The organism is Streptomyces sp. NPDC030995 (assembly GCF_055571215.1).
Map to the genome: position 1 here is coordinate 265,729 of NZ_JBVIFS010000008.1, position 24,831 is coordinate 290,559.

Here is a 24,831-nt window from a genome sequence, read left to right on the forward strand (position 1 = left end):
ACCGAACACCTCAAGGGGAAGAGATCAGTGCACGCTGAGACAGTCCAGAGGCCCGTCAACACCGTCGAGCTCGGCCGGCAGAGCGCATCGAGCGCCGCCGCTCTCGTCATGCCCGCTCTCCGGGCGACCGTAGACACGATCGACAACCGCCTTCGGCCCATCGTCGCCTACCACTTCGGCTGGATGGACACCGCCGGCCGCCCGGTGGCGAAGAGCAGCGGCAAGATGGTCCGCGCCGCACTCGCCGTCCTGTCCGCCCAGGCCTGTGGCGGCGACCCCGAGCGCGCCGTGTCCGGAGCGGTCGCGGTCGAGCTGGTACACAACTTCTCGCTCCTGCACGACGACGTGATGGACCACGACCTCGAACGGCGCGGGCGGCCCACCGTCTGGTCCAAGTTCGGCATCCCGGCCGCCATCCTGGCGGGAGACATCCTGCTGGCGCGGGCCTGCGGCATGTTCGACGACCACGGCAGCGACCAGGGCTGGGCCACCAAGACCCTGATCACGGCGATCGCCGAACTGGCCGAGGGCCAGATGGCCGACCTCTCCCTGGAGCGCCGCTCCGCGGCGACCCTGCGCGAGGCGCTGACCGTCTCCGAGCAGAAGACCGCCGCGCTGCTGCGCTGTGCCTGCGAGCTCGGTGCGGGACTGGGCGGCGCCACGGTCGAGGAGCGCCGCCGGCTCGGCTCCTTCGGCGCCCACCTGGGCATGTCCTTCCAGCTGGTCGACGACATCCTCGGGATCTGGGGCGACCCGGCGGTCACCGGCAAGCCGGTCCGCTCCGACCTGCACAACCGCAAGATGAGCATCCCCGTCGTCGCCGCGTTCAACAGCGGCACCGCCGCCTCCCGCGAGCTGGCCGGGATCTACGCCTCCACCGAGTCGCTCACCGAGGACCAGGCGCGGCGCGCCGCCGAGCTGGTCGAGCTCGCCGGTGGCCGCGAATGGACCGAGACGGAGATCGAGCGCCACCGCGCCCTGGCCGTCGGCGAGTTGGAGGCCGCCGGGCTGACGGAGGAGCAGCGGGCACCGCTGCTCGCCATGGCCGACTACATAGCGTTCAGGAACCACTGATGACCGTCGCCACCGTGCTGGTCGCCGCACGCCCGCTCTCCCCCTCCGTGAAGCCGGGAGACGTCGTCCTCGCCGACCGGCTGTACCTGGAGTCCGCGGCGCCGGAGACCCGGGCGTACGGACTGCTCGCGGGAGCGCTCCGCGCGCAGGGCCTGGGCGTCGCCCGGGGCGCTGCCGCGGTCGCCGGCGCCCCGACCCCCGAGGGCCGGGAGCAGGCCCTGGTGGAACTCCTGCCGGGCCAGGATTCCGCCCTCCCGGACGGTCCCGCCGTCGTGCTGTGCCTCGTACAGGAGGCGGCCGACCCGTCCGGGGCCCATCCGGCCCGCGCCGCCGTCGACCGGGTGCTCGCGGACTGGGAACGGGCCAAGGGCGACCGCCGGGTCCGCCTCGCCGCCCCCCGTTCGTTCTGTGCCGGCGTGGACCGGGCCATCGAGATCGTGGACCGCGCCCTCGACCGGTACGGCGCCCCCGTCTACGTCCGCAAGCAGATCGTGCACAACCGGCACGTCGTGGACCGGCTCGCCGCCCGCGGCGCCGTCTTCGTGGACGAACTCGACGAGGTCCCCGAGCAGGAGCTCGTCGTCTTCTCCGCCCACGGGGTCGCCCCCGCCGTGCGCGACGACGCCGCCGACCGCGGCCTGCGCGTGATCGACGCCACCTGCCCGCTGGTCACCAAGGTGCACGCCGAGGCCCGGCGCTTCGCCGGCCAGGGCAGGACCGTGGTGCTGATCGGGCACGCCGGCCACGAAGAGGTCGAGGGCACGATGGGCGAGGCTCCCGACCGGACGGTGCTGGTGCAGACCCCCGAGGAAGCCGCGGCCTTGGAGGTCCCGGACCCGGAGTCGGTCTCGTACCTCATGCAGACCACGCTGGCCATGTCCGAGGCGTCGGCCGTGGCGGAGGCGCTCGCCGACCGCTTCCCGGCCATCGCGGCGCCGCAGTCCGACGACATCTGCTACGCCTCCACCAACCGGCAGAACGCCGTGGAGGAGATCGCCGGACAGGTGGACCTCGTGCTGGTAGTGGGATCCGCCAACTCCTCGAACTCGGTGCGGCTGGCGGAGCTCTCCGAACGCATGGGCACGGCGGCCAGGCTGGTGGACGACGTCTCGCACGTCGAACTCTCCTGGCTGCACGACGGGGTCCGGCGGATCGGGCTCACGGCCGGCGCGTCCGCCCCGGACGAGCTGGTCCAGGAGATCATCGCGAACCTCGCCGGGCTCGGGGCGGTCGAGGTCACCGAGCATCCCGTGGCCACGGAGAACATCACCTTCCAGCTTCCCAAGGTGCTCAGGAGAGGCCGGACCGACTTGGAGACCACCGTTGACCGCCATTGATCTCGCCCTGCCGACGAAACCGCTGCGCCGTACGACCCGGCAGCTCCAGGTCGGCGCCGTGGGCGTCGGCAGTGAACACCCCGTCTCGGTGCAGTCGATGACGACCACGGTGACCGCGGACGTCGAGGCCACCCTGCGCCAGATCGCCGAACTGACCGCCGCCGGCTGCGACATCGTACGAGTCGCCTGTCCCAGCCGGGACGACGCGGAGGCGCTCCCGGAGATCGCGCGGAAGTCGAAGATCCCCGTGATCGCCGACATCCACTTCCAGCCGCGCTACGTCTTCGCCGCGATCGAGGCCGGCTGCGCCGGCGTCCGGGTCAACCCGGGCAACATCAAGGAATTCGACGACCAGATCAAGGAGATCGCGCAGGCCGCGACGGAGACGGGCACCCCGATCCGCATCGGGGTCAACGCGGGATCCCTCGATCCGCGCATCCTCTCCAAGTACGGCAAGGCCACGCCCGAGGCGCTGGCCGAGTCGGCCCTGCGCGAGGCGGAGCTGTTCGCGGAGCACGACTTCCACAACTTCAAGATCTCGGTCAAGCACCACGATCCGATGGTGATGATCAGGGCCTACGAGCTGCTGGCGGCCCGGACCGACTACCCCCTGCACCTCGGGGTCACGGAAGCCGGTCCGGCCTTCCAGGGAACGGTGAAGTCGGCCGTGGCCTTCGGCGCCCTCCTGCGGCAGGGCATCGGCGACACCATCCGCGTCTCGCTCTCCGCGCCGCCCGTCGAAGAGGTGAAGGTGGGACTCCAGATCCTCCAGTCCCTCGGGCTGCGGCCACGGAAGCTGGAGATCGTCTCCTGCCCCTCCTGCGGGCGGGCCCAGGTCGACGTCTACAAGCTGGCCGAGGAGGTCACGGCGGGCCTGGAGGGCATGGAGGTCCCGCTGCGCGTCGCGGTCATGGGCTGCGTCGTCAACGGCCCGGGCGAGGCCCGCGAGGCCGACCTCGGCGTCGCCTCCGGCAACGGCAAGGGCCAGATCTTCGTGAAGGGCGAAGTCGTCAAGACCGTGCCCGAATCGAAGATCGTCGAGACCTTGATCGAAGAGGCCCTGCGCCTCGCGGCAGAGAGGGGAGCGGACGTCGATGCAACTGGCTGACCTGACCGGACCCGATGACCTCGCATCGCTCACCGATGCGCAACTCGACGCGCTGGCGGCGGACATCCGCACGTTCCTCGTGGAATCCGTCTCGAAGGTCGGCGGCCACCTGGGCCCCAATCTCGGGGTCGTCGAGCTCACGATGGCACTGCACCGGGTGTTCGAATCGCCGAAGGACGTGCTCCTCTTCGACACCGGCCACCAGGCGTACGTGCACAAGCTGCTGACCGGGCGGATGAAGTCGTTCTCCACGCTGCGCCAGGCCGGCGGGATGTCGGGCTACCCGGACCGCGCCGAGTCCGAGCACGACGTCATCGAGAACTCCCACGCCTCCACCGCCCTCTCCTACGCCGACGGCATCGCCAAGGGCTTCGCGCTGGCCGGCGGAGCGCACCGCCGCGTCGTCGCCGTGGTGGGCGACGGCTCCCTCACCGGCGGCATGACCTGGGAGGCCCTGAACAACATCGGCGGGGCGCCGGAGCGGCCCGTGATCATCGTGCTGAACGACAACGGCCGCTCGTACGCACCCACGACCGGCTCCCTCGCCGACCACCTGCGCGCCCTGCGCGACGGCGGGACCGAAGGCGCCGGCCCCTCCTTCTTCGAGAACCTCGGCATCTCCTACCTGGGGCCCGTCGACGGTCACGACCGCCCGGCGGTCGAGGAGGCGCTGCACCGGGCCGCGGCGGCCGGCCGGCCGGTCGTCGTGCACTGCGTGACGACCAAGGGCCAGGGCTACGCCCCGGCGGCCGAGGACCCGAACGACTGCTGGCACGCCATCGGCACCTTCGACCCCGAGACGGGCGGGACCACCCCGGCCACCGGCCGGTCCTGGACCGCGGTCTTCGGCGAGGAGATGGCGAAGGTCGGCGCCGCGCGCCCCGACGTGGTCGCCATCACCGCCGCCATGCTCCAGCCGGTCGGCCTGGAGCCCTTCGCCCGCAGCTTCCCCGAGCGGACCTTCGACGTCGGCATCAGCGAGCAGCACGCGGTGGTCTCCGCGGCGGGCCTGGCGCACACCGGGATGCACCCGGTGGTGGCCGTGTACTCCACCTTCCTCAACCGTGCCTTCGACCAGGTCCTCATGGACGTGGCCCTGCACCGGCTGCCGGTGACCTTCGTGCTCGACCGGGCGGGGGTCACCGGACCCGACGGAGCCAGCCACCACGGAATCTGGGACGCCTCCTGGCTGTCCCTGGTGCCGGGGCTGCGGATGGCGGCGCCGCGCGACGCCGAGGAACTGAAGGCGGCGCTGTGGGAGGCCGTCGACCACGCCGAGGGGCCGACGGTCGTGCGGTTCCCCAAGGCGCAGGCCGGCGCCGCACTGCCGGCGGTCCGCCGTGAGGCGGCCATGGACGTCTTGTACGAGGCTCCCGGCGCCCGGGTCCTGCTCGTCCCGGTGGGACCGATCGCGGCGGAGTGCCTGGAGGCGGCGGGCGAGCTGGCCGCCCTGGGCATCGCCGCGACGGTGGTGGACCCGCGCTGGAGCGTGCCCGTCCCCGACGGGCTGCCCGAACTGGCCGCCCGGCACGAGCTCGTGGTGACCGTGGAGGACAACCTGCGCGGCGGCGGTCTGGGCGCGCGGCTCGTACAGAGCCTCCTGGAGCGGGGCGAGTCCACCCCCGTACGCTCCGTCGCCCTGCCGACCGCCTTCCTCCCCCACGGTGACCGGAAGGCCATCCTGCGCCGGCACGGCATCGCCGCGGACGGCCTCGTTTCCCGGATCGCGGCCTGGCTGCCACAAGCGGCCACGCGCTGACCGGGGCCGACCGGGCACGCATCCCGTGCCCGGCGTGACCACATGGCTTCAATCCAGCCTGTAAGGAGTCGTTCCCATGCCCTCGCACCTCCCCTTCGCCCGCCAGCTCCGGCTGCGCAGGCTCTACCGGCACGGCGACCAGCGGCTCGTGGTGGTCCCCCTCGACCACTCGATCACCGACGGGCCCATCACCGGCGGCCGCCGCGTCGGGCAACTCGTCAGGAACCTGGCGCTCAGTGGTGTGGACGCGACCATCGTCCACAAGGGAACGCTGCGGTGCATCGACCCCGCGTGGTTCGAGCACATGTCGCTGATCGTCCATCTGAGCGCCAGCACCGTCCACGCCCCCGACCCCAACGCCAAGTACCTCGTCGCCTCCGTCGAGGAGGCGGTGCGGCTCGGCGCCGACGCGGTCAGCGTGCACGTCAACATCGGTTCCGACGAGGAGAAGCAGCAGATCGCCGACCTGGCGCTGGTGGCCGAGGCCTGTGACCGCTGGAACATCCCGCTGCTGGCCATGATGTATCCCCGGGGCGCGCGCATCGACAACCCCCGCGACCCCGAACTGATCGCCCACGCCGCGTCGCTCGCGGCCGACCTGGGCGCCGACATCGTCAAGACCCTGTACACCGGGTCGCCGGACACGATGGCGCAGATCACCGACATGTGCCCGCTGCCGATCCTGGTCGTCGGCGGCCCCCAGCGCGACGCGCTCGACGAGACGCTCGCGTACGTGGACGAGACGCTGAGCGCGGGCGTGGCGGGCGTGGCCATGGGGCGGAACATCTTCCAGGCCCCGGATCCGGCGAAGGCGGCGCGTTCCCTCGTGGACCTGGTCCACGGGCCCTCGGCGGGCCTGCGCTCGATCGACCTCGACAGCGCGGTCCGCGAGTTCTCCCGGCCGATGAGCTGACCCCACCCCCGGCGACCTACGACGCCATTCGATTTTCCGTACTGATGGAGAGAGCACAATGAAGCTGAGCTGGTTGGATGTCCGCACCGTCGGGGAGGCGAAGGAGGCTGTCCTCCAGGAGGCTCTGCACCACCGCGTCGAGGGCGTCGTGTCGAACACCGTCGCGGACCTCGAGGGGCTGCCGCCGACGGTGACCAAGGTCCTGCTGCCCGACCCGGGCGCGCTGCCCGACGAGTTCGGCAACGCCGACGTGGTCGTGGTCGACCCGGGGACCCACGGGATCACCCCGGCGGAGCTCCGCATCCTCTTCCCCTCGGTGGAGTTCGGCCGCTTCGTCGAGATCGTGGACGCCGACACGCTGGAGCTGGCGTGCGAGTCGGCCCGGACCGAGCGCTACAGCGTCCTGCTGTTCCGCGACCCCACCAAGATTCCCCTGGAGATCGTGATCGCCGCGGCGGCCAAGGCCACCGGCAGCCTGATCACCGTGGCCCAGGACGTCGAGGAGGCCGAGATCATCTTCGGCGTGCTGGAGCACGGCTCCGACGGCGTGATGATGGCCCCCAAGGCCGTCGGGGACGCCGCGCGGCTCAAGGAGTGCGCCCGCCTGGAGACCCCCGCGCTCGACCTCGTCGAGCTGGAGATCACCGGCACCGCCCACGTGGGCATGGGCGAGCGGGCCTGCGTCGACACCTGCAGTCACTTCCGGGAGGACGAGGGCATCCTGGTCGGGTCGCACTCCAAGGGCATGATCCTGTGCGTCAGCGAGACCCACCCGCTGCCCTACATGCCGACGCGCCCGTTCCGGGTCAACGCCGGCGCCATCCACTCGTACACGCTGTCCAAGGACGAGCGGACCAACTACCTCAGCGAGCTCAAGTCCGGCAGCAAGGTCCTCGCCGTGGACGTGAAGGGCCAGACGCGCCTGGTCACCGTCGGCCGGGTCAAGATCGAATCCCGTCCGCTGATCTCCATCGACGCGGTCGCGCCGAACGGGCAGACCGTCAACCTCATCCTCCAGGACGACTGGCACGTGCGCGTGCTCGGCCCCGGCGGCGCGGTGCTCAACAGCACGGAGCTCAAGCCCGGCGACAAGGTGCTCGGCTTCCTGCCCAGCGCGGACCGGCACGTCGGCTACCCGATCGACGAGTTCTGCCTGGAGAAGTGAGCGGGCATGAGTGAGAACCACCCCCGGATCGCGGTGGTCGGCGGGGGCATCGCCGGGCTGACGGTCGCCGCGTCGCTGCTGCGCGCCGGTGTCCGGTGCACGGTGTACGAGCGGGCCACGCGGTTCGCGGACGCCGGGGCCGGCATCCAGCTCGCCCCCAACGCGGTGCGCCTCCTGCACGACCTGGGCCTCGCCGACGTCCTGGACCGGCGGGCCACCCGGGCCGAGGCCATCGAGACCCGGCGGTGGGACGACGGCCGGCTCCTCGCCCCGACCCCCCTCGGTGAGGAGTGCGAGGCCCGCTACGGAGCCCCGTACCACCTCATCCAGCGCGCGGACCTGCACCGGAGCCTGCTGGAACTGCTCCCGCCCGACACCGTGCGACACCGCTCGGAGTGCACCTCCCACGAGGAGCACCCGGACGGCGTGACGCTGCGCTTCGCGGACGGCTCCGAGGAGGCGGCCGACGCCGTCGTCGCGGCGGACGGCATCCACTCGGCATTCCGCAACGTCCTGGTGGGGGACCGGCCCACGTTCTCCGGGCTCACGGTCTACCGCGGCCTGGTGCCGGCCGCCCGGCTGCCGGACCTCTTCGACGTGCCCAAGGTGTTCTTCTGGCTCGGTCCCGGCGGCCATGTGACGGCCTATCCGATCGCCGGCCACCGCCTGATCCACTTCAGCGCCGTGACCACCTCGCCGGACTGGGATCCGGGCACCTGGTCCGCGCCCGGGACCCCGCAGGAGGCGGCGGCCGCCTTCGCGGGGTGGAACCCCGACGTCGGAGCGCTGATCGCGGCAGCGGAACAGGTCCACCACTGGGCCCTGTTCGACCGTGACTGCGTGGGCGGCTGGAGCGCCGGCCGGGTGGCGCTGACCGGTGACGCGGCGCACCCGATGGTCCCGTTCCTCTCCCAGGGCGCCAACCAGGCCATCGAGGACGCCGCGGTCCTCGCCGACCTGCTCGGGCGCTGCGAGGTACGGGAGGTGCCCGGGGCGCTGCGCCGCTACGAGGAACTGCGGCTCGCGCGCGCGGGCGCCGTGCACCGGCGCTCCCGCGAGCGCGGACACGAGTTCCACCTGCCGGACGGCCCGGAGCAGCGCGCTCGGGACGCGGCCATGCCCGTGGCCGAGCGGCTGGAGGCGTACGCCTGGCTCTACGGCTACGAAGCGCTGTCGCAGGCCGTGAGCCGGTAGGGCCAGTTGGACATCCGAAGGAACACGGCCGGAAGGAACAAGGGTGGATCCGGGCACGCTTGACAGCTATCTCAGCCGCCTCGGCGTCGAACTCCCCGACCGGGCGGACGCCGCGTACCTGAGCGCGCTTCAGGAACGGCACCTCATGGAGGTGCCGTTCGAGAACATGCACATACGGTCGGGGCGGCCGACCCGGCTCGGCGCCGCCGCGGTCGAGAAGATCGCCCACCGCCGGCGGGGCGGAACCTGCATCGAGCTGGCGAGCTCCTTCGAGCAACTGCTGCGCGCCGTCGGCTACCCGGCCGTGTCGGTCCTCGGCGGGCGCATCTTCCACGGGGGGCGGTTCATGGCGCCCGTGGTCCACTTCGTCCTGAAGGTGGAGACGCCCGAGCCGTGGCTCGTGGACGTGGGCTTCCTGCGCGGCAGCCGCTTCCCGCTGCGGTTCGACGTACGGGAGCCCCAGCAGGACCCGGAGGGCGAGTTCCGGCTGGTCGACAAGGAGGGCGGTCTGGAGCTGCTGCGGGACGGCGTCCCGCAGTACCGGCTGGACCTGACGCCGCTGCGGTTCGAGGACATGCCGCCGACCTGGTGGGCCTGGACGCTGCCGGAGCTGCCGATGTCGCACCTGCTCGTGGCCTCGGTCCTGGACCGGTCCGGGCGGACCACCATGGTCGACCAGCGCCGGCTGGTGCGGGCCGAGGGCGGCACGGTCACCGAGCGGGTGCTGGAGGGCCCCGAGGAGGTGCTGGAGGCGTACCGGACCCGGTTCGGGATCGAGCTGGACCGGGTGCCCGATCCGGCGCCGGGGCCGACGGAGGACGACCCGCTGGTGCTGGAGCAGTACCGGGCCTGGTTCCGGGCCCAGTACGGGGACCCGGAAGTGACTCCGGTGGCCGGCGGTTTCCCGCTGCGCTGAGGTCCGCACGCGGACGAGGGCGCCGGGTCGGAAGCACGTGCTCCGACCCGGCGCCCTCGTCGTCGCGCTGCGCGGCGACGCGCCGGTCAGCGCGCCGGCCGGGCCTTCCAGAAGTAGTTGTGGATCCCGCCCGAGGTCAGCATGCGCCGGAAGCTCATGGTCACCCGCATGCCGCTGTGGACCCCTTCGGCGCTCGTGTCCGTGAGCTCGCACCGGAACCGCCCGCCGCCGTCGAACTCGACGACGGCCAGGATCAGCGGCGGGTGCGGGGCGAAGGCCAGGTGGTCGACCGTGTACGTGACGACCGTCGCGGGTACGGAGGTCAGGCGTTCCTCGGTCATCCGGTCCACGGTCCGGCAGCCGGAACAGACCCGGGCGGGCGGCAGCTGGCGCGTGCCGCACTCGGTGCAACGGCCCGCTGCCAGGCCGAACTTCCAGGACGTCTGCCGCCAGGCCGGCGGTGCGGCGGGCGGCTGGGGCACCGGCCGGGCCTGGGGCTGGCGGGCCAGGAATCCGCGCCAGGTCAGGTAGTCGGCGTACGGGAGCGTGTCGTCCCCGGCGGCCGCCCGGGCGGTGACGGGGACGGGGGCGCGCCCGGCGGCGAGCGCCTCGCAGGCCCGCAGGACCAAGGCGCAGGCGCCGTCGCCGATGACGACCAGGGCGATCGTCTCGCCAGGTTCCGCGCGGTCGAGCGCGTCGGCGAGCAGCAGACCGGGCTGAGCCGTGCCCGGGTTGCCGACCGTCGCGAACAGCTCCGCCGCGCTCGATGCGGGGGCGCGGCCGGTACGGGACGCCAGCCGGCCGGCCACCGACCGCAGGGCGCGCTGGTGAAGGCCCGCGACGGCGACGTGGTCGATCTGGTCGGCGCGCAGCCCGGCCCGCCGCAGTGCCTCGTCGAAGACCGTTTCGGCGGCCGGCGCGTGGACCTGCTCGGTGAACCGCTCCTCCGAGGTCGCGGAGGCGGGCGCGCCCGGAGTGCGCCAGCGGTCCAGCACCTCGTGGGTGACGGACGCCTGCGCGAGGACCTCGGCCAGCGGCGGGCGGTGGTCCCCGTCGCTGAAGAGGAGGGCCGCGGCCGCGTCGCCGCCGTCCCGCTCGTCGGGGCTTCCCGGCAGGCCGGTGCGGACGTCCGAGAGGACCACCAGCGTGTCCTCGCCGGAGCGGGCGGCCAGGTGCAGGGCTCCGGCGCCGGAGCGGACCGCTCCCGCCATGTCCACCGCGAGGGCCTCCTCGGGAAGTCCCAGCGCCGCGTGGATCGCCGCGGCGTTGGTCTTGTCCGTGTAGGGCGGGGTGGCGGTGGCGAAGAGGAGGTTGCGCACGTGCGGGAGGGCGTCCGGGCAGCCGCGCAGGGCGTCCAGGGCGGCTTCCACGCCCAGCGTGGTGCTGTCCTCGTCGTACGAGGCGACGGCGCGCGTGCCCTTCCCCGAGCCGGTCCCGAGGAGGCTGCCGATGGCGCTGCGCCGGAGCCGGAAGTGCGGCACGTACGTGCCGTAGGCGATGAGTGAGGTCACGGACCGCTCCTGTAGATGGGTAAGATCAGTAGTATTATCTAACTGTATGGAGGTGGGGGCGTGCCGTCACATGGCATACGGGACAAAGTCGCGATCGTGGGCATGGGGTGCACGGCGTTCGGGGAGCACTGGAGCGCCTCGGCGGACGACCTGATGCTGGAGGCGGTCCGGGCCGCCTGCGCGTCGGCCGGGGTCGCGCACGACGCCGTCGACGCCCACTGGCTGAGCACCCTCGCCTCCGGCACCTCGGGGCTGATGCTCTCTCGTGCGCTGCGCCTGCCGTACAAACCCGTCACGCGCGTCGAGAACTACTGCGCCGGGGGATCGGACGCCCTGCGCAACGCCTGCTACGCCGTGGCGAGCGGGGCCTACGACACGGCGCTGGCCGTCGGGGTCGAAAAGCTGAAGGACTCCGGCATGTCCGGTCTGGCCGCGGCCGAGGTCCCGGGCGACGGCACGCAGCCGGACCTCACGGCGCCGGCCGCCTTCAGTCTGGTGGCGCAGGCGTACGGCGAGAAGTACCGGCTGCCCGGCGGCGCGCTCCGGGAGGCGCTGGACCGGATCGCCTGGAAGAACCACGCCAACGGGGCGCTCAACCCGCGGGCCCACTTCCGGCGGGCCGTGCCGATGGAAACCATCCGCGCGGCCCCCCGGGTGGCGGGCGAACTGGGGCTGTTCGACTGCTCGGGAGTGAGCGACGGGGCTGCGGCGGCCCTGGTCGTACGGGCCGAGGACGCCTACCGGTACACGGACAAACCGCTCTTCGTGAAGGCGCTGGCGCTCGCCGCGGGGCCGGCCGCGGGCGCCGCGGATCCCACGTACGACTTCACCTCGTTTCCCGAAGTACGGCATTGCGCACAGGACGCCTACCGGCAGGCGGGGATATCGGATCCGCTCACCGAACTGGCGCTGGCCGAAGTGCACGACTGCTTCACCATTACGGAGCTGGTGCTGATGGAGGATCTCGGATTCGCGCAGCCCGGCACCGCGTGGCGGGGAATCCTGGACGGGGCATTCGACCGGGACGGCGTGCTGCCGGTGAATCCGGACGGCGGTCTCAAGGCCTTCGGCCATCCGATCGGCGCCTCGGGTCTGCGAATGCTCTTCGAATGCTGGCTGCAATTGCGCGGGGAAGCCCCGGCCGGGTCCGCGATTCCCGGGAAATCGGCGGAACGCGGACTCGCCCTGACCCACAATCTCGGCGGTGGTCCGGGGGAGTGCCTCTCCTTCGTCTCCATCGTCGGTTCCGAACCCTCGGCATGAGGAAGGACGGCGTAAAGGTGGACGGAGAAAAGATGGAACAGGCGGCGAAGACGTGTGAGGGCCGGGTCGTGGTCGTCACGGGGGCCGGCAACGGCATCGGAAGGGCGCACGCGCTGGCGTTCGCCCGGGCCGGCGCCCATGTCGTGGTCAACGATCTCGGCGTGGCCCGCGACGGCTCCGGGGACTCGACCCGCCCCGCCGAGGCGGTGGTCGAAGAGGTGGCGGCCCTCGGCGGCCGGGCCGTGGCCAACTTCGACGACATCGCGGACTGGGCGGGCGCGCGGCGCCTCGTCGAGCAGGCGGTGGCGGAGTTCGGCCGCCTGGACACCCTGGTGAACAATGCCGGGATCCTGCGGGACCGTGCGCTGGTGAACATGGCGGAGGAGGACTGGGACGCGGTGACGTCCGTCCACCTCAAGGGCACCTTCGCCGTGCTCCACCACGCGGCCCGGCACTGGCGGGAGCGCGCGAAGGCGGGTGAGGCGGTGGCCGGCCGCGTGGTCAACACCACCTCCACGTCAGGCCTCTTCGGCAACCCCGGGCAGTCGAACTACGCGGCGGCCAAGGCCGGCATCGCCGCGCTCACGATCGGGGCGGCCCAGGAGCTGGCCCGGTACGGGGTGACGGTCAACGCGGTCGCACCGGCCGCCCTGACCCGGATGACCGAGGACCTGAGCGTCATGCCGGCGCTGGCCGCCCAGAACGATCTGCGGCCGGAGAGCGTCTCGCCCGTGGTCGTCTGGCTCGGCGGTCCGGACTCGGGGCACGTCACCGGCCGTGTCGTCACCGTCTTCGGCAGCCGGATCTCGGTCGCCGAGGGATGGGTCGACGGCCCTTCCGCGCGGACGGCGGGGTGCTGGGAGCCGGAGACGGTCGGTGCCGCCCTGACCGGGCTGGTGGAGCGGGCCGCGCCCAATGCCGATGCCTTCGGGCGGCGTCCTGCCTGACGCCCGCGGCCCGGTGGGGCCGGTCCCGTCAGTCCAGGAGTTCCAGACGCGTGTCGGCGCCGCTCGCGACCACTTCCTTCTCCATGGCGGCGATGTGGCTGCGCCAGAGCGCCTCCGCCTCGTCCGCCTTGCCCGCCTGGACGAGCTCCACGAGCCGGGCGTGCGCGTCCTGGTCGCCGCGCGTCCGCGCCTTGCGGCCGGTCGCGACGTGCGGGCTCCGGGCGTCGTAGAAGATGCACTGGAGGGTCTCGCTCAGCGCGGTCATGGCCCGGTTGCCGCTCAGCTCGACCAGGGTGGCGTGGAACGAGGACTCGGCGTCGGCGAGGGCGTGGGCGTCGTCCTTCGCCGCGGCCTCGGTCGCGAGGGCCTCGTGCAGGCGGCCGATGTCACCCGGGGTGTGCTTGGTCGCGAGCTGCCGCGCGCACGGCGGCTCGATCGCGCCGAGGAGCTGGAACATCTCGCCGAGGGTCGTCTGCCGGTATTCCAGAATGAGGCCCAGATAGCGGGCGGCGACCTGCGGGTCGGGCGCATTCACGCGGGCGCCGCCGTGCACGCCGCGGCGCACGCTGATCAGTTCCTCGGATTCCAGTACGCGAATTGCCTCGCGCAGCGTCGGGCGGGAAATGCCGAACTGCTCCATGAGCGCCGATTCCGAAGGCAATGCGTCGCCGGGGGAGACTTCGCCTCGAATGATGATGCGTCGCAGGGCGGCCGCCACCAGTTCCGCGGTCTTGGGGACGCGTACGCGAAGTCCTGCTGCTCTCCGGCCGCTTGGCGTGACCTTCGGCATTCCGCCTGCTTCACTCAAGGCGTTCCTCCTGGTGGCGTGCTCGACGATGCGACGTGCATGAATTTATGAGGCAATTTCTTTACGTCGGCGGGGTGTGATTGCGTTAAATCATTAACTCAAGGTTACTCAGTGTAGCAAGGTTGAATCCTTGATCGGTGTGTCAGGCGTATGAATTTTCCACGACTCCTGTCCGCCGAAGTCGGGGTGTCGCGGGCGCCCGCAGGGATGGTACCGTTAAATCAGTTAACTAAGTAATCCTTGGGGGCTGCTATGGGGAGACTTGACGGCAAGGTCGTCATCGTCACGGGCGCCGCGTCCGGCATCGGCGCCGTCACCGCCGCCCGGCTGGCCGAAGAGGGCGGCCGGGTGGCGGTCGCGGACGTCAACGAAGAGGGCGCGCACAGCGTCGCGAAGGCGATCCGCGCCTCGGGGGCCGCGGCGATCGGCATCGGCGTGGACCTGGCGGACACCGACTCGGTGCACGCCATGGTCGCGACGACGGTCGGGGAGTTCGGCGGGCTCGACGTGCTCCACAACAACGCCGCCGCCACCGGCCTGGCCGCCTCCCGCGACCTGCCGGTCGCCGACGCCGATCCGGCCGTCTGGGACGAGACCATGCGGATCAACGTGCGCGGCACCATGGTCGCGATCCAGGCCGCGCTGCCGCACCTGGTGGCCCGCGGCGGCGGGTCGATCATCAACACCTCCTCCGCCGCCGGGCTGTCCGGGGACCTCGGGCATCCGGCCTACGCCGCGTCCAAGGCGGCGATCATCAACCTGACCCGCTACGTGGCGACCCAGTCCGGCAAGAGCGGTGTGCGCTGCAACGCCATCGCCCCCGGCCTCATCATCACCAGCCCGGAGCGCGAGGCGGCCTACGGCGCCATGCTCCGCCACCACCTGACGCCCCGGCTGGGACGCCCCGAGGACGTGGCCGCGCTCGCGCTCTTCCTCGCCTCCGACGAGTCCGCGTTCATCACCGGACAGACCCTCGTCGTCGACGGCGGACTCCTCGCCCACCAGCCGTACTACGCGGATCGGACGGCCCCATGCTGACCCGTACGCCCGAACTCGCCCGGCGCACCCTCGACATGCGGCGGGAAGGCTGGGACGGACCGAGCGCCGCGCAGCCGGACCGGGCGGCCGCCGACGGCGCCGGCGAGGTGGAGGCCCGGCTCTCCTGGTACGGCGGCTCGGCCCTCGACGAGGCGTGCCCCGGCAGCGAGGCGACGGTGCAGGCGATGTCCGGCCTCATGCACGTCCACGGCCAGGAGGCGGGCGTCCCCCGCAGACTCGGGCTGCCGGGCGCCTCCGTGGCCGCCGGCATCCTGGCCGGCCACGGAGTGCTCGCCGCCGAGATCGCGCGCGCCCGCGGCATCCCCGTCCACGCGGTGGAGACCTCCGTCCTGCGCGCCGCCACCCTCCTCGCCGGGCACTACGTCGCCGAGGCCACCTCCCCCGACCCCTGGGGCCCCTCGATCAGGGGAGCGGGCAGCCCTCCTCCCTTCCGCAGCGCCGACGGCCCCGCCTTCGAGGTGGAGACCTTCGACCCCGGCGCCTGGCGGGACTTCTGGCGTGCCCTCGGCGCGGACACCCCGGGCCTGGGACGGGCCTGGACCGCCTTCCAGCACCGCTACGTCAAGGGCTTCTGCCTGCTGCCCGACGAACTGCACGCGGTCGCGGCCAGGACGCCGTGGTCCCGCATAGCCGACGCGGCGGCCGAGTTCGGCCTGAGCCTGTCCGCGCTGCGCGGCTACCGGGACGTCGTGGCCGAGCCGGGCTGGAGCGAGGGCCGCGCCCTGCTGACACCGCTGACGACCGCGCCCGCCGGGGACGGGGGCCCCGCCCGGCCGCCGCGCACGGGCGAACTGCCGCTCGCGGGGCTGCGCGTGGTCGAGGCGACCAGCCGCGTCCAAGGCCCGCTGGCCGGCCTCCTGCTGAGCCAGCTCGGCGCCGAAGTGACCTGGGTCGAACCGCCGCAGGGCGATCCCAGCGGCATGGGAGTGCTCTTCCACCGCGGGAAGCGACGCGTCGGCATCGACCTCGGCAACCCGGCGGGACGGTCCGAGCTGCGGGAACTCGCCGCCACCGCCGATGTGTTCCTGCACAACTGGCGGCCGGGCAAGGCGGAGGAGTGGGGATTCGGCGCCGAGGACCTGGCGCGCGTCAACCCGCGTCTGGTGCACGCGGCCGCCTCTGGATGGGGACCCCACCTCGACCGCCGTGACGTGCTCGGCACCGAGTTCATGGTGCAGGCCTACACGGGTGTCGCCGAGGGCAACACCCCGGATCGCGAGCGGCCGCTCACCACACGGGTGCTGCTGTGCGACATGTTCGGGGCGCTCGTCTCCTGCGAAGGGGTCCTGGCCGGGCTGTACCGGCGCGAACGCGAGGGCCGAGCCTGGAAGGTCGAGTCCTCCCTCCTCGGCGGGGCGATGGCGCTCCAGTCGGAGGTGATCCTCGGCATCGCCACGGGCCGGGAGAGCGCCCGCAGGGCAGGGCGTCCGGTGTGGCTGCCGGTGGACGAGCCCGTCCCCACCGTCGACGGCCACCTCGCGCTCGGCGTGGACGACGACGCCGCCTACCGCACGGTGTGCGAGCTGCTCGGCATCCGGGCCGAGGGCCGGGGCCAAGCCGACGACCAGGTACTGGAGCGACTGCGGGCCGAGCCCGCCGCGCACTGGGAGAAGCGGCTGACCGACGCGGGGATCCCGGCGGCGGTGGTCAACCGCGACCTCGAAGCCCTGCCTTCGGATCCCCGGCTCGCCCCGCTCTTCACCCCCCTGGGCGACGGTACGCAGGTACCGGCCGCGCCGTGGGTTTTCCACTCATGACAAGCGAGTGCGCTGCCGCGCACGGGGAAGGCGACATGGAAGCCGCGAACGAACTGGTCACCGCGCTGCACGAGGCCTGCCTGCGGTGGCCCGAACGGACGGCGATCACCTTCCAGGGGCGCAGCCTCGGCTACCGGGAGTTCTGGGAGCGGACGGAGGCGCTGGCCGCCTCCTACCGCTCGACGGGCGTGACGACGGGTGACCGGATCCTGTGCCAGCTCCCCAACTCGCCCGAATACCTCATGGCGCTGGTGGCCGCCTGGCGGTGCGGAGCCGTGCTCGTCGGCGCCGACCACGATCTGACCGGCCCGGAGCTGGTCTCGCTCATCGAGCGGACCGGGGCCGTCGCCCTCGTCTACCGGCCGCGCCGCGCGGCCGAGGTCCCCGTCGAGCCGCTGGACGACGTCCGCCGGGCGTGTCCGGGCGTACGGCTGATCGTGCAGGACGACGATCCGCGGCCGGGGGAGCTGCGGCTGGCGGATCTGACGGGCCGGGCGGGTGACCCCGTACCGGCGGGCCCGGCCGCGACGGCGACGGAGACGGCGACGGCGACGGACAGCTCCGGCACCGCCCTGCTGCTGCTCACCTCGGGCACCACCGGACTGCCCAAGTGCGTCGTGGAGACCTTCGACGCGCTGTGGGCCAAGCTCGAATGCTTCAAGTCGGCCTACCGGCCCCAGGACGCGGACGTCCACCTGGTGTACCTCCCGCTCGCCCACGCGCTGGGCCTCAAGATGGCGATGATCGCGCTGACCTCGGGCAGCCGCCTGGTGCTCATGGAGCGCTTCTCCCCGGCGGGGGCGCTCCGGCTGATCACGGACGAGGGGGTCACCGTACTGCCGGGCACCCCGGCGCACTTCCAGCTGATGCTGGACAAGCTGGACCCGGCGGCACACGACCTGAGCAGCCTGCGCTGGGCGGTCGCCGGCGCCGCCTCCTTCCCCGGCGCGCTGCTCACGCAGCTCTACACCACCTTCGGCGTCGAGCTGTTCTACGTGTACGGATGCAGCGAGGGCTTCCTCTGCCACACCACCGACCGCGGCGACATCGAAGCGGGCTCGGTGGGGCGCACGGTCTTCCAGGGCCCGCCGGGGACCGCCCCGAACGGCCGCCTGGAGATCTTCGCCCGGGACGGTTCCGGCACCGTCGGTCCGGGCGTCGTCGGCGAGATCGTCTTCGGAGCCGATCGCCCGGTGCGCTACTGGGGCCAGGACGGCGTGGCGGAGGACGGCTGGTACCACACGGGGGACCTCGGCCTGATCGACGACGAGGGCCGGCTCCATGTGAAGGGCCGGATGAAGGAGCTGGTGAACCGCGGTGGGCTGAAGGTCTCGTGCAGCGAGGTCGAGTCCGCGGTCACCGCCCTGCCGGGGATCGTCGACTGCGGGATCTTCCCGGTCCCGGACCGGGTCCTGGGCGAGGCCATCGGCGCGTACGTCGTACCGGCGCCGGGCGAGGACCCGTTCGGGCTCGACGAGCTGCGCGTCCGCCTGGGGCGCTCGCTGGCCCGGCACAAGATGCCGGACGCCCTGTGGATCGTGGACCGGGTGCCGCGCACCAAGATCGGCAAGGTGGACCGGGCGGCCCTGAGAGTTGTGGAAACCCTATAAGGGTCACGTGCCCGAATCGGTCGACTCGGCCCCCTCCTGAGGGAGTTTCAGCTGACATGATCTTCAGTGGATCAGCAAGCGTGTTGTGAAGTCCCCACTATTTTAAGGAGTTAGAGAATGGCTGGAAACGGTCAGGTCGTGGTCACGGGCATGGGTGCCATGACGCCGGTGGGCGCCGATGCGCCGTCGTCCTGGTCGGCACTGCTGGCCGGAAAGTCCGGGGTGCGCCTCCTGGACGAGCCGTGGGCCGCGGACCTGCCCGTGCGCGTCGCGGCCGCCCTTGCGGAGGACCCCGCCGCGATGCTTCCCCGCACGGAGGCGAGGAAGCTCGACCGCGGCGAACAGCTCGCCATCCTCACCGCCCGGCAGGCGTGGCAGGACGCCGGCGCGCCCGAGGTCGAGCCCGAGCGGCTGGCCGTGGTCATCGGCACGGGCACGGGCGGGGTGCTGACCACCCTCGGCCAGGACGACCTGTTCGAGCGGTCGGGGGCTCGTCGGCTGTCCCCGTTCGCGATCCCGATGCTCATGCCGAACGGCCCCGCCGCATGCGTCAGCATGGACCTCGGCGCGAAGGGCGGCGCGCGGACGCCGGTGAGCGCTTGCGCGTCGGGAGCCGAAGCCCTCGCCATGGGCCAGGACCTGATCCGGTCCGGGCGGGTCGACGTGGTGATCGCCGGCGGCGTCGAGGCGTGCCTGCACCCCTTCACCATCGCCGCCTTCGCCCAGATGAAGGCGCTGTCCACCGCGTCCGAGAACCCGGAGGCGGTGTCCCGCCCGTTCGATGTGGCACGGTCCGGCTTCGTCATGGGCGAGGGAGCGGGAATCATGGTGCTCGAACGGGACGGGTTCGCCCGGGCGCGGGGCGTGCGGACCTACGGTTCGCTGGCCGGCAGCGCGGTGAGCTCCAGTGCGCACCACATCACCGCCTCCGACGCCGACGGTCAGGTCTTCGCCATGGAGCTGGCCATGCGTGACGGCGGCGTGAGCCCGCAGGACATCGGCGTCGTCCACGCGCACGCCACGTCCACCGAGTCCGGTGACGTGGCCGAGGCGGAGGCGATCCGCCGGGCGATCGGCGGGCAGGCCGCGGTGACGGCGACGAAGTCGATGACCGGGCACATGCTCGGAGCCTCCGGCGCGGTGGGCGCGATGGTCTCCCTGCTCGCCCTGAAGGAGGGCGTCGTCCCGGCCACGCTCAATCTGGAACAGCAGGACCCGAGGGTCGACCTGGACGTGGTGCGGGGCGCGAGCCGGACCGGCCAGTGGTCGGCCGCCCTGGCCAACTCCTTCGGGTTCGGCGGCCACAACGTCAGCCTGGTCTTCACGAAGTAGCCGCCTGCGTAGCGCCCCCGCACGTCGGAGCGGTGCCACTTGGCTCGGCATGGGGGCCAACGCCCGTACACCGACGCCCGTACACCGACGGCCCCGAGCCGCCGGCGTACGGGCGTTCCCGCCCCCAGGGCTACTGGACCGGCAGGGCGATCAGGGCCCGCTGTTCGCGGAGGTACAGCTGCTTGGCCTCCGGATCGGGGGTCAGGATGTCCGCCTTCGTCTCGTAGCGCCACACGGCGCGGTGCGAGTAGGTGTCGACGGCCCGCAGGCCCGCCGCGTCCATGCTGTAGACGTGCTTCGCGGTCACCACCGGGGCGATGTCCCGGTTGGGGTCCGTGTCCTCCGGCGCGGTTTCCGCCCAGCGCAGCCCCCCGGTGTTGGCGTCGATCGCGACGATGCCGCGGGTGCCCTCCACGACGTGGACGACCCCGTCCCGGACGGTGGGGATGCCGTAGCGGCGCTGGCCGATCACCTTGCCCACGTCACGGCTCTCGCCGAAGGTCCACGCCGGTTTGCCGTCGGTGAGCCGCAGCGCCTGCACGGTGTCCGCGCCGAGGTACACGCGCTCGTTGTCCGTGGCCGGCAGGAACGGCGTCGCGCCCGGGGCGGACAGCGACGCCGTCCACCGCTCCGCCCCGCTGCGGGCGTCGTGCAGGGACACCCGCAACGCGTCGCCCTGCTCCGCCCGTTGCCACAGCAGCCCCCCGCCGCTTACGGCCTTGGCCCGGACGAGGGGCGGGTGCCGCAGCTTGACGGCGTCCTTGGAGGGGGCCGCCGTCGGCTGCCGCCACAGCTCCTTGCCGGTCTTCAGGCTCGCGGCCAGCACGGACCACTGCTCGCTCCCCGCCGATTTGGCGCACAGGAACACGGTGTCGCCGTCCACGCCGAGGATCTGGTTGAGCACGTTCGTGCCGTCGTACGCGGGCAGTTGGACGAGCGGGTCCTGTTCCCGGCCGTTCTCCGGGGACCGGGGCACCACGGCCAGGGCCTTGTCCGCGGAGTCCGCGTTCCGCACCGCGTACAGCGCCTTGCCGTCGGTGGCGAAGCGCCAGGTGTCCTCCAGCTTGAAGAAATCCGTCATGTACGTGCCGTCCCGCGGGGAGATGCCCTGGGTGCCGACCCCGACGACCGTGACGAGCATGCCGCCGACCCGCAGCGGATGGCCGCCGACCAGCGGGTGCGCCATGTCGGCCTTCCACAGCGGTTCGGGCGGCGGCTTCAGGGCGGGCTGCTTGCCGTCCGCCGCCTTGCCCTTGCCCTTGGCAGGTGCGCTGCTTCGGACCTTGGCCAGGCCGATGGGTTTCGTCGAAGATGAAAGGGGCGGGATCAGAGAGCCGGTCGCCTCGCTGCTTGATACGGCCCGTTGTGATCACCATCGCGGTCCAGCGGCTCGACACTCTCCCGAACCGACCAGCACCGCCCACCGCCAGAGCGGTGGAACGGGGCATACCTGACGCACATCCGGGCCACCGCTCTACGCGCCACCTACCCGACGGCCCGTCATGAAAGTCGAGGCTAGCCCTTGGTGGGACCACCGTTGCCCGGAGAGCGATCGCCATCAACGCAGTTGCCCCTAGGGGGCAATGTCAGATTTTGTAGGCGGCCTGCCGTTCCTGGAGTCGTATGATCGTGAAGAGCGTACAGTTGATCATCTGCGTATCGCCGGAAGATGGAGGCAAGTTGTTGTCCAGCAGGATTCATGGAATGGCAGCTTCTGTTGCAACTGTCGTTGCTGCCGGAGTGGGATTTAGTGCGGTGACCATACCGGTGGCTTCAGCCGCAACCGGATATAACGGGGCGTGCGGATCTGGGTATAGCGTAGTCAATAGCGCGTATACCTCGGGGTGGTCGACGGTGTTCCTAACATTCAATAAGTCGAATGGGATGAACTGTGTTGTGACTGTTTACGGTGGGGGGAATACGGAGAGGCCTTACTATATGAATGCGTGGATTATGGTCAATGGTCAATTCAAGGAGGATGCGGGCTACTATGGCTCGTACGCCGGGCCGGTCTATATGTCCGGTGCGGGTTCCTGTGTCAGCTGGGGTGGAAGAGATCATTACGCCAGTGGTGGCAGTTACGAGGCTAATAGATATAATACCAACTGTGGCTAATTCAGGGTGAGGGTTGACGCCTTACTGGGGGGTCGCGGGCCTGATGTGGGACCGGTCGAGCGTGTTGGGTCGCGCACGACCCTGGTGAACATGGAGGGCAATACCGTTCCCGAAATGGTCGGTACTGCCCTGTATTGCCGTGTTTCCGCTTGCGGTGAGATGCTGAATCTGGAGAGGCGGGCGGCCAGGTTGTCGGCGTGGGGCGAAGGTCGGGTATCGGGTGTTGCGGATCGAGCCGAGGTCGCATCTGAGATAAAGGGCCCCCGTGTCAAGGGCGCCGTCTGTTTATCGATGCGTATGTCCAGGCCGTGGTGGTGGAGTGCAAGAACCGCCTTTGCCTCATGAGGGTCGAATTAGTCGAGGCCGCCCTGTCCGCAACCCTCCCGCCTGATACTCCTGGACGGCGGAGAGGTTGAAGACGACCTGGTCCGCGACATGATTGTGGTGCTGACCTCATTCTGTGCCCGCTTGTGCAGGCGCCGCTCCGTGAAGGATCGGGTGTGCTGGACGCCGAGGGCGGCGCCCAGCTATGGCTCACCTCAAGGGCTCGTAACAGGATCTTGTTGAGATGCCCTGGTCGGGCGTAACCGGTGTGACGATTCGGCCGTTCGTGAGTGTGTGAGCACTCGGCCGTGGATCGTGGACGACGACTTGTGGGCACTGATCGAGCCGCTGCTGCCGCCCTGGCCTACGAAGTCGCCAGGGCCGCGGCCGGTGGCAGACCGGTTGTGCCTGCAGGGCATCCTGTACGTCCTGCACAACGACATCGCCTGGCAACTCCTGCCACCTGAGCTGGGCTTCGGCTCCGGTTAGACCTGCTGGCGAAGACTCGAGCGGTGGCAGCAGGCCGGGGTCTTCGACCACCTGCACCGGATCCTACTCGCCGAGCTGAACGCGGCCGGCCGGCTCGACTGGTCGAGGGCGTGCGTGGACGGCTCCCACATCCGCGCCAAAAAGGGGGAGCCGACACCGGTCCGTCGCCGGTCGACCGGCGGAAGACGGGCAGCAAACACCACTTGATCTGCGACGGACGCGGCACCCCGCTGAAAGTCATCACGACCGCGGCCAACGTCAACGACGTCACCCAGACCCTCGCCCTGGTCGACGGCATCCCGCCAGTGGCGGGCCGCCCCGGCCGTCCCCGCAGACGCCCGGACGCCGTGCTTGGCGACAAGGGCTACGACTCCAGCCCCAACCGGGAAGAGCTGCGCAAACGCCGGATCCTGCCCGTCATCTCCCGCAAAGGAGCCCCGACCTTCGCCCTTCTCCACCAGTTCAAACGACTCGCCGTCCGCTGGGAACGCCGCACCGAACTCCACGACGCGTTCGTCTCCCTCGCCTGCAGCCTCATCTGCTGGCGACGCCTCAACAAGCCCGACTCATGATCGTGTTACGAGCTCTAAGAGCGAGTGGTTCCATCATTCCCGCCACCTCGCAAAGCTCCAAGAACGGCACAAGGCCGCCTCCGTCGACTGGCTGGCCGGTCGGGCCCGAGTGGCCGAAACCACTGGTCACCCCGCGCCGACAGATCTGTCGATACGATGTCGCCGGTATCGCGATATGAGGACGCGCCCTGAGATACCCGATCTGGCGACGGACGACACCGCCCCGTACCGACCAGTGTGATCGTTAAAGCGTCGGACCGTCCAGCCCGCGCCGAGTATCTGAGGGCGTGAACAGCCCAGAGCAGACCGGCCGCGCGGAGAGTCGGCGCCGAGCGGGACGAGAACGCAGAACCCAGTGCATCCACAGCCGCGGGACGGGCCCAGCGGCCACCGGTGGGTCTAAGACCCACTCATGCGCACTGGCTAAAGGGTGTTGCAGAAGGCTCAGTCTTGGGCATTTTGCCTGTATGGGTGGGGTGTTGCGGGCTGGGTCGGTGTGGGTGGAGACGTTCACGGGCTTGCGGACGGACCGGTTCGCGAAGCTGGTGAAGGTGGTGCGGGAGCGGGGCGGGAACGGGCCTGGTGGTGGCCGGCCGTGGTGTCTGCCGCTGGCGGAGCGGGTGCTGCTGGTGGCGGTGTACTACCGCACGAACCTCACGATGCGCCAGCTCGCCCCGCTCTTCGGGATCTCTCCGGCCACCGTCTGTAGGGTCATCCAGCGCCTGCGGCCGTTGCTCGCGCTGGAGCCGGCGCCGCGGCCCGTCGCGGACACCGAACGCTTGTGGATCGTGGACGGCACACTCATCCCGGTCCGTGACCGGCAGGTCGGCGCCTCCTCCCGCAACTACCGCTTCTCGGCGAACGTGCAGGTCATCATCGACGCTGACACCCGCCTGGTCGTCGCCTCGGCTCGGCCGGCGCCCGGGAACAAGGCCGATGCCCACGCCTGGCGGGAGTCGGACCTGCCGGCCGCGGCGGCGGGGACGACGGTGATCGCGGACGGCGCCTACCTGGGTACCGGACTGATCGTCCCGCACCGCAGAAGGCCCGGACGGCCCCTCCTGCGCGGTCAGGAGGAAGACAACGCCGAACACCGCCGAGTCCGTGCCCGCGTCGAGCACACCTTCGCCCGCATGAAGAACTGGAAGATCCTCCGCGACTGCCGCCAGAAAGGAGACGGCCTCCACCACGCCGTCCAGGCCGTCGCCACCCTGCACAACCTCGCCATGACACGGTGAAACAGCAGGTCAAACACCACTCCAGCCTGCCCAAGACAGACCTTCTGCAACAACCTTTACTGATCTTTTCGTAAGTTCAGTGGGTGTGGTGGGTGGATGGTCAGGCCGGTGTGGGCGAGGAAGGACCATGGCAGTTGTGGGTTGTGGTTGATGCGGTGGATGCCTTGCTCGGTGGCGTCGGCGACGTCGGCGAGGTGGTCGCCGGCGAGGTTGGCGAGTTCGCGTTTTTTGAGTGAGGACCAGAGCAGCTCCACCGGGTTCAGCTCGGGTGCGTAGGCGGGTAATCGCTCCAGGGTGAGCCAGTCCTGGCCGGCGACCCAAGCCCGCATCGCCCGGCTCC

At 71.3% G+C, this 24,831-nt stretch carries 19 protein-coding genes and 1 pseudogene; 16 read left to right on the forward strand and 4 right to left on the reverse strand.

Translation table 11 applies throughout. From position 1 onward, the window contains the following. Positions 1–27 precede the first annotated feature (27 nt). The 8 genes from ACZ45T_RS15925 (at position 28) to ACZ45T_RS15960 (ending at position 9,466) form a co-directional block, all read left to right on the forward strand. Positions 28–1,074, forward strand: a complete 1,047-nt coding sequence (locus ACZ45T_RS15925; RefSeq protein WP_468441521.1) for a polyprenyl synthetase family protein — start codon at positions 28–30, stop codon at positions 1,072–1,074. Beyond that, positions 1,074–2,411: a 4-hydroxy-3-methylbut-2-enyl diphosphate reductase gene (ispH, locus tag ACZ45T_RS15930; RefSeq protein ID WP_468441523.1), complete on the forward strand. Its 1,338-nt coding sequence runs from the start codon at positions 1,074–1,076 to the stop codon at positions 2,409–2,411. The genes ACZ45T_RS15925 and ispH overlap by 1 nt, the downstream gene beginning before the upstream one ends. After that, positions 2,398–3,519 (forward strand): flavodoxin-dependent (E)-4-hydroxy-3-methylbut-2-enyl-diphosphate synthase, encoded by a 1,122-nt coding sequence (gene ispG / locus ACZ45T_RS15935; protein ID WP_468441525.1) that lies wholly within the window; start codon positions 2,398–2,400, stop codon positions 3,517–3,519. Before ispH ends, ispG begins: the two co-directional genes overlap by 14 nt. Beyond that, positions 3,506–5,278: a 1-deoxy-D-xylulose-5-phosphate synthase gene (locus ACZ45T_RS15940; RefSeq protein WP_468441527.1), complete on the forward strand. Its 1,773-nt coding sequence runs from the start codon at positions 3,506–3,508 to the stop codon at positions 5,276–5,278. Before ispG ends, ACZ45T_RS15940 begins: the two co-directional genes overlap by 14 nt. Positions 5,279–5,354: 76 nt before the next feature. After that, positions 5,355–6,191, forward strand: a complete 837-nt coding sequence (locus ACZ45T_RS15945) for a 2-amino-3,7-dideoxy-D-threo-hept-6-ulosonate synthase (protein ID WP_468441529.1) — start codon at positions 5,355–5,357, stop codon at positions 6,189–6,191. Between the two features lie 58 nt (positions 6,192–6,249). Continuing rightward, on the forward strand, positions 6,250–7,356 hold the full coding sequence (locus tag ACZ45T_RS15950; RefSeq protein WP_468441531.1) for a 3-dehydroquinate synthase II family protein: 1,107 nt from the start codon (positions 6,250–6,252) through the stop codon (positions 7,354–7,356). A 6-nt stretch (positions 7,357–7,362) separates the two neighbouring features. Continuing rightward, the gene (locus ACZ45T_RS15955) at positions 7,363–8,550 is read left to right on the forward strand and encodes an FAD-dependent monooxygenase (protein WP_468441533.1); all 1,188 of its coding nucleotides are present in this window, start codon (positions 7,363–7,365) and stop codon (positions 8,548–8,550) included. A gap of 43 nt (positions 8,551–8,593) precedes the next feature. Beyond that, positions 8,594–9,466, forward strand: a complete 873-nt coding sequence (locus tag ACZ45T_RS15960; RefSeq protein WP_468441535.1) for an arylamine N-acetyltransferase family protein — start codon at positions 8,594–8,596, stop codon at positions 9,464–9,466. 86 nt (positions 9,467–9,552) lie between these two features. On the opposite strand, the gene ACZ45T_RS15965 is transcribed toward ACZ45T_RS15960, so the two are convergent. After that, the gene (locus ACZ45T_RS15965; protein WP_468441537.1) at positions 9,553–10,977 is read right to left on the reverse strand and encodes an OB-fold domain-containing protein; all 1,425 of its coding nucleotides are present in this window, start codon (positions 10,975–10,977) and stop codon (positions 9,553–9,555) included. Positions 10,978–11,037: 60 nt separating this feature from the next. On the opposite strand from ACZ45T_RS15965, the gene ACZ45T_RS15970 reads away from it, so the two are divergent. Beyond that, entirely contained in the window at positions 11,038–12,240 is a 1,203-nt protein-coding gene (locus tag ACZ45T_RS15970; protein ID WP_468441539.1) for an acetyl-CoA acetyltransferase, read from the forward strand. Positions 12,241–12,272: 32 nt separating this feature from the next. Continuing rightward, positions 12,273–13,187 (forward strand): SDR family oxidoreductase, encoded by a 915-nt coding sequence (locus ACZ45T_RS15975; protein ID WP_468441573.1) that lies wholly within the window; start codon positions 12,273–12,275, stop codon positions 13,185–13,187. Positions 13,188–13,215: 28 nt separating this feature from the next. Here the strand turns inward: ACZ45T_RS15975 and ACZ45T_RS15980 are convergent, their stop codons facing one another. Continuing rightward, a complete protein-coding gene (locus ACZ45T_RS15980) occupies positions 13,216–13,995 on the reverse strand; it encodes a FadR/GntR family transcriptional regulator (protein WP_468441541.1) in 780 nt (259 codons plus the stop codon). 252 nt (positions 13,996–14,247) lie between these two features. Here ACZ45T_RS15980 and ACZ45T_RS15985 point away from each other — a divergent pair, with 252 nt between their 5' ends. The 4 genes from ACZ45T_RS15985 to ACZ45T_RS16000 all read left to right on the forward strand — a co-directional run bounded on the left by ACZ45T_RS15985 (position 14,248) and on the right by ACZ45T_RS16000 (position 19,753). Continuing rightward, positions 14,248–15,033 carry an SDR family NAD(P)-dependent oxidoreductase gene (locus ACZ45T_RS15985; RefSeq protein WP_468441543.1) on the forward strand — a complete coding sequence of 262 codons (786 nt, stop codon included), beginning with the start codon at positions 14,248–14,250 and terminating at the stop codon, positions 15,031–15,033. After that, the gene (locus ACZ45T_RS15990; RefSeq protein WP_468441545.1) at positions 15,027–16,811 is read left to right on the forward strand and encodes a CoA transferase; all 1,785 of its coding nucleotides are present in this window, start codon (positions 15,027–15,029) and stop codon (positions 16,809–16,811) included. Before ACZ45T_RS15985 ends, ACZ45T_RS15990 begins: the two co-directional genes overlap by 7 nt. A 35-nt stretch (positions 16,812–16,846) precedes the next feature. Continuing rightward, entirely contained in the window at positions 16,847–18,421 is a 1,575-nt protein-coding gene (locus ACZ45T_RS15995; RefSeq protein WP_468441547.1) for a class I adenylate-forming enzyme family protein, read from the forward strand. 117 nt (positions 18,422–18,538) lie between these two features. Continuing rightward, positions 18,539–19,753: a beta-ketoacyl-[acyl-carrier-protein] synthase family protein gene (locus ACZ45T_RS16000; RefSeq protein ID WP_468441549.1), complete on the forward strand. Its 1,215-nt coding sequence runs from the start codon at positions 18,539–18,541 to the stop codon at positions 19,751–19,753. Positions 19,754–19,883: 130 nt separating this feature from the next. Here ACZ45T_RS16000 and ACZ45T_RS16005 read toward each other — a convergent pair whose 3' ends face one another. Then, a complete protein-coding gene (locus ACZ45T_RS16005) occupies positions 19,884–20,939 on the reverse strand; it encodes an outer membrane protein assembly factor BamB family protein (protein ID WP_468441551.1) in 1,056 nt (351 codons plus the stop codon). 1,547 nt (positions 20,940–22,486) lie between these two features. Here ACZ45T_RS16005 and ACZ45T_RS16010 point away from each other — a divergent pair. Continuing rightward, positions 22,487–23,253: pseudogene (locus ACZ45T_RS16010) on the forward strand (IS5 family transposase). A gap of 467 nt (positions 23,254–23,720) precedes the next feature. Then, on the forward strand, positions 23,721–24,491 hold the full coding sequence (locus ACZ45T_RS16015) for a transposase (RefSeq protein WP_468441553.1): 771 nt from the start codon (positions 23,721–23,723) through the stop codon (positions 24,489–24,491). Between the two features lie 56 nt (positions 24,492–24,547). Here the strand turns inward: ACZ45T_RS16015 and ACZ45T_RS16020 are convergent. Then, positions 24,548–24,831: transposase (locus ACZ45T_RS16020; protein ID WP_468441555.1), on the reverse strand; the 284-nt coding region annotated here is incomplete at its 5' end.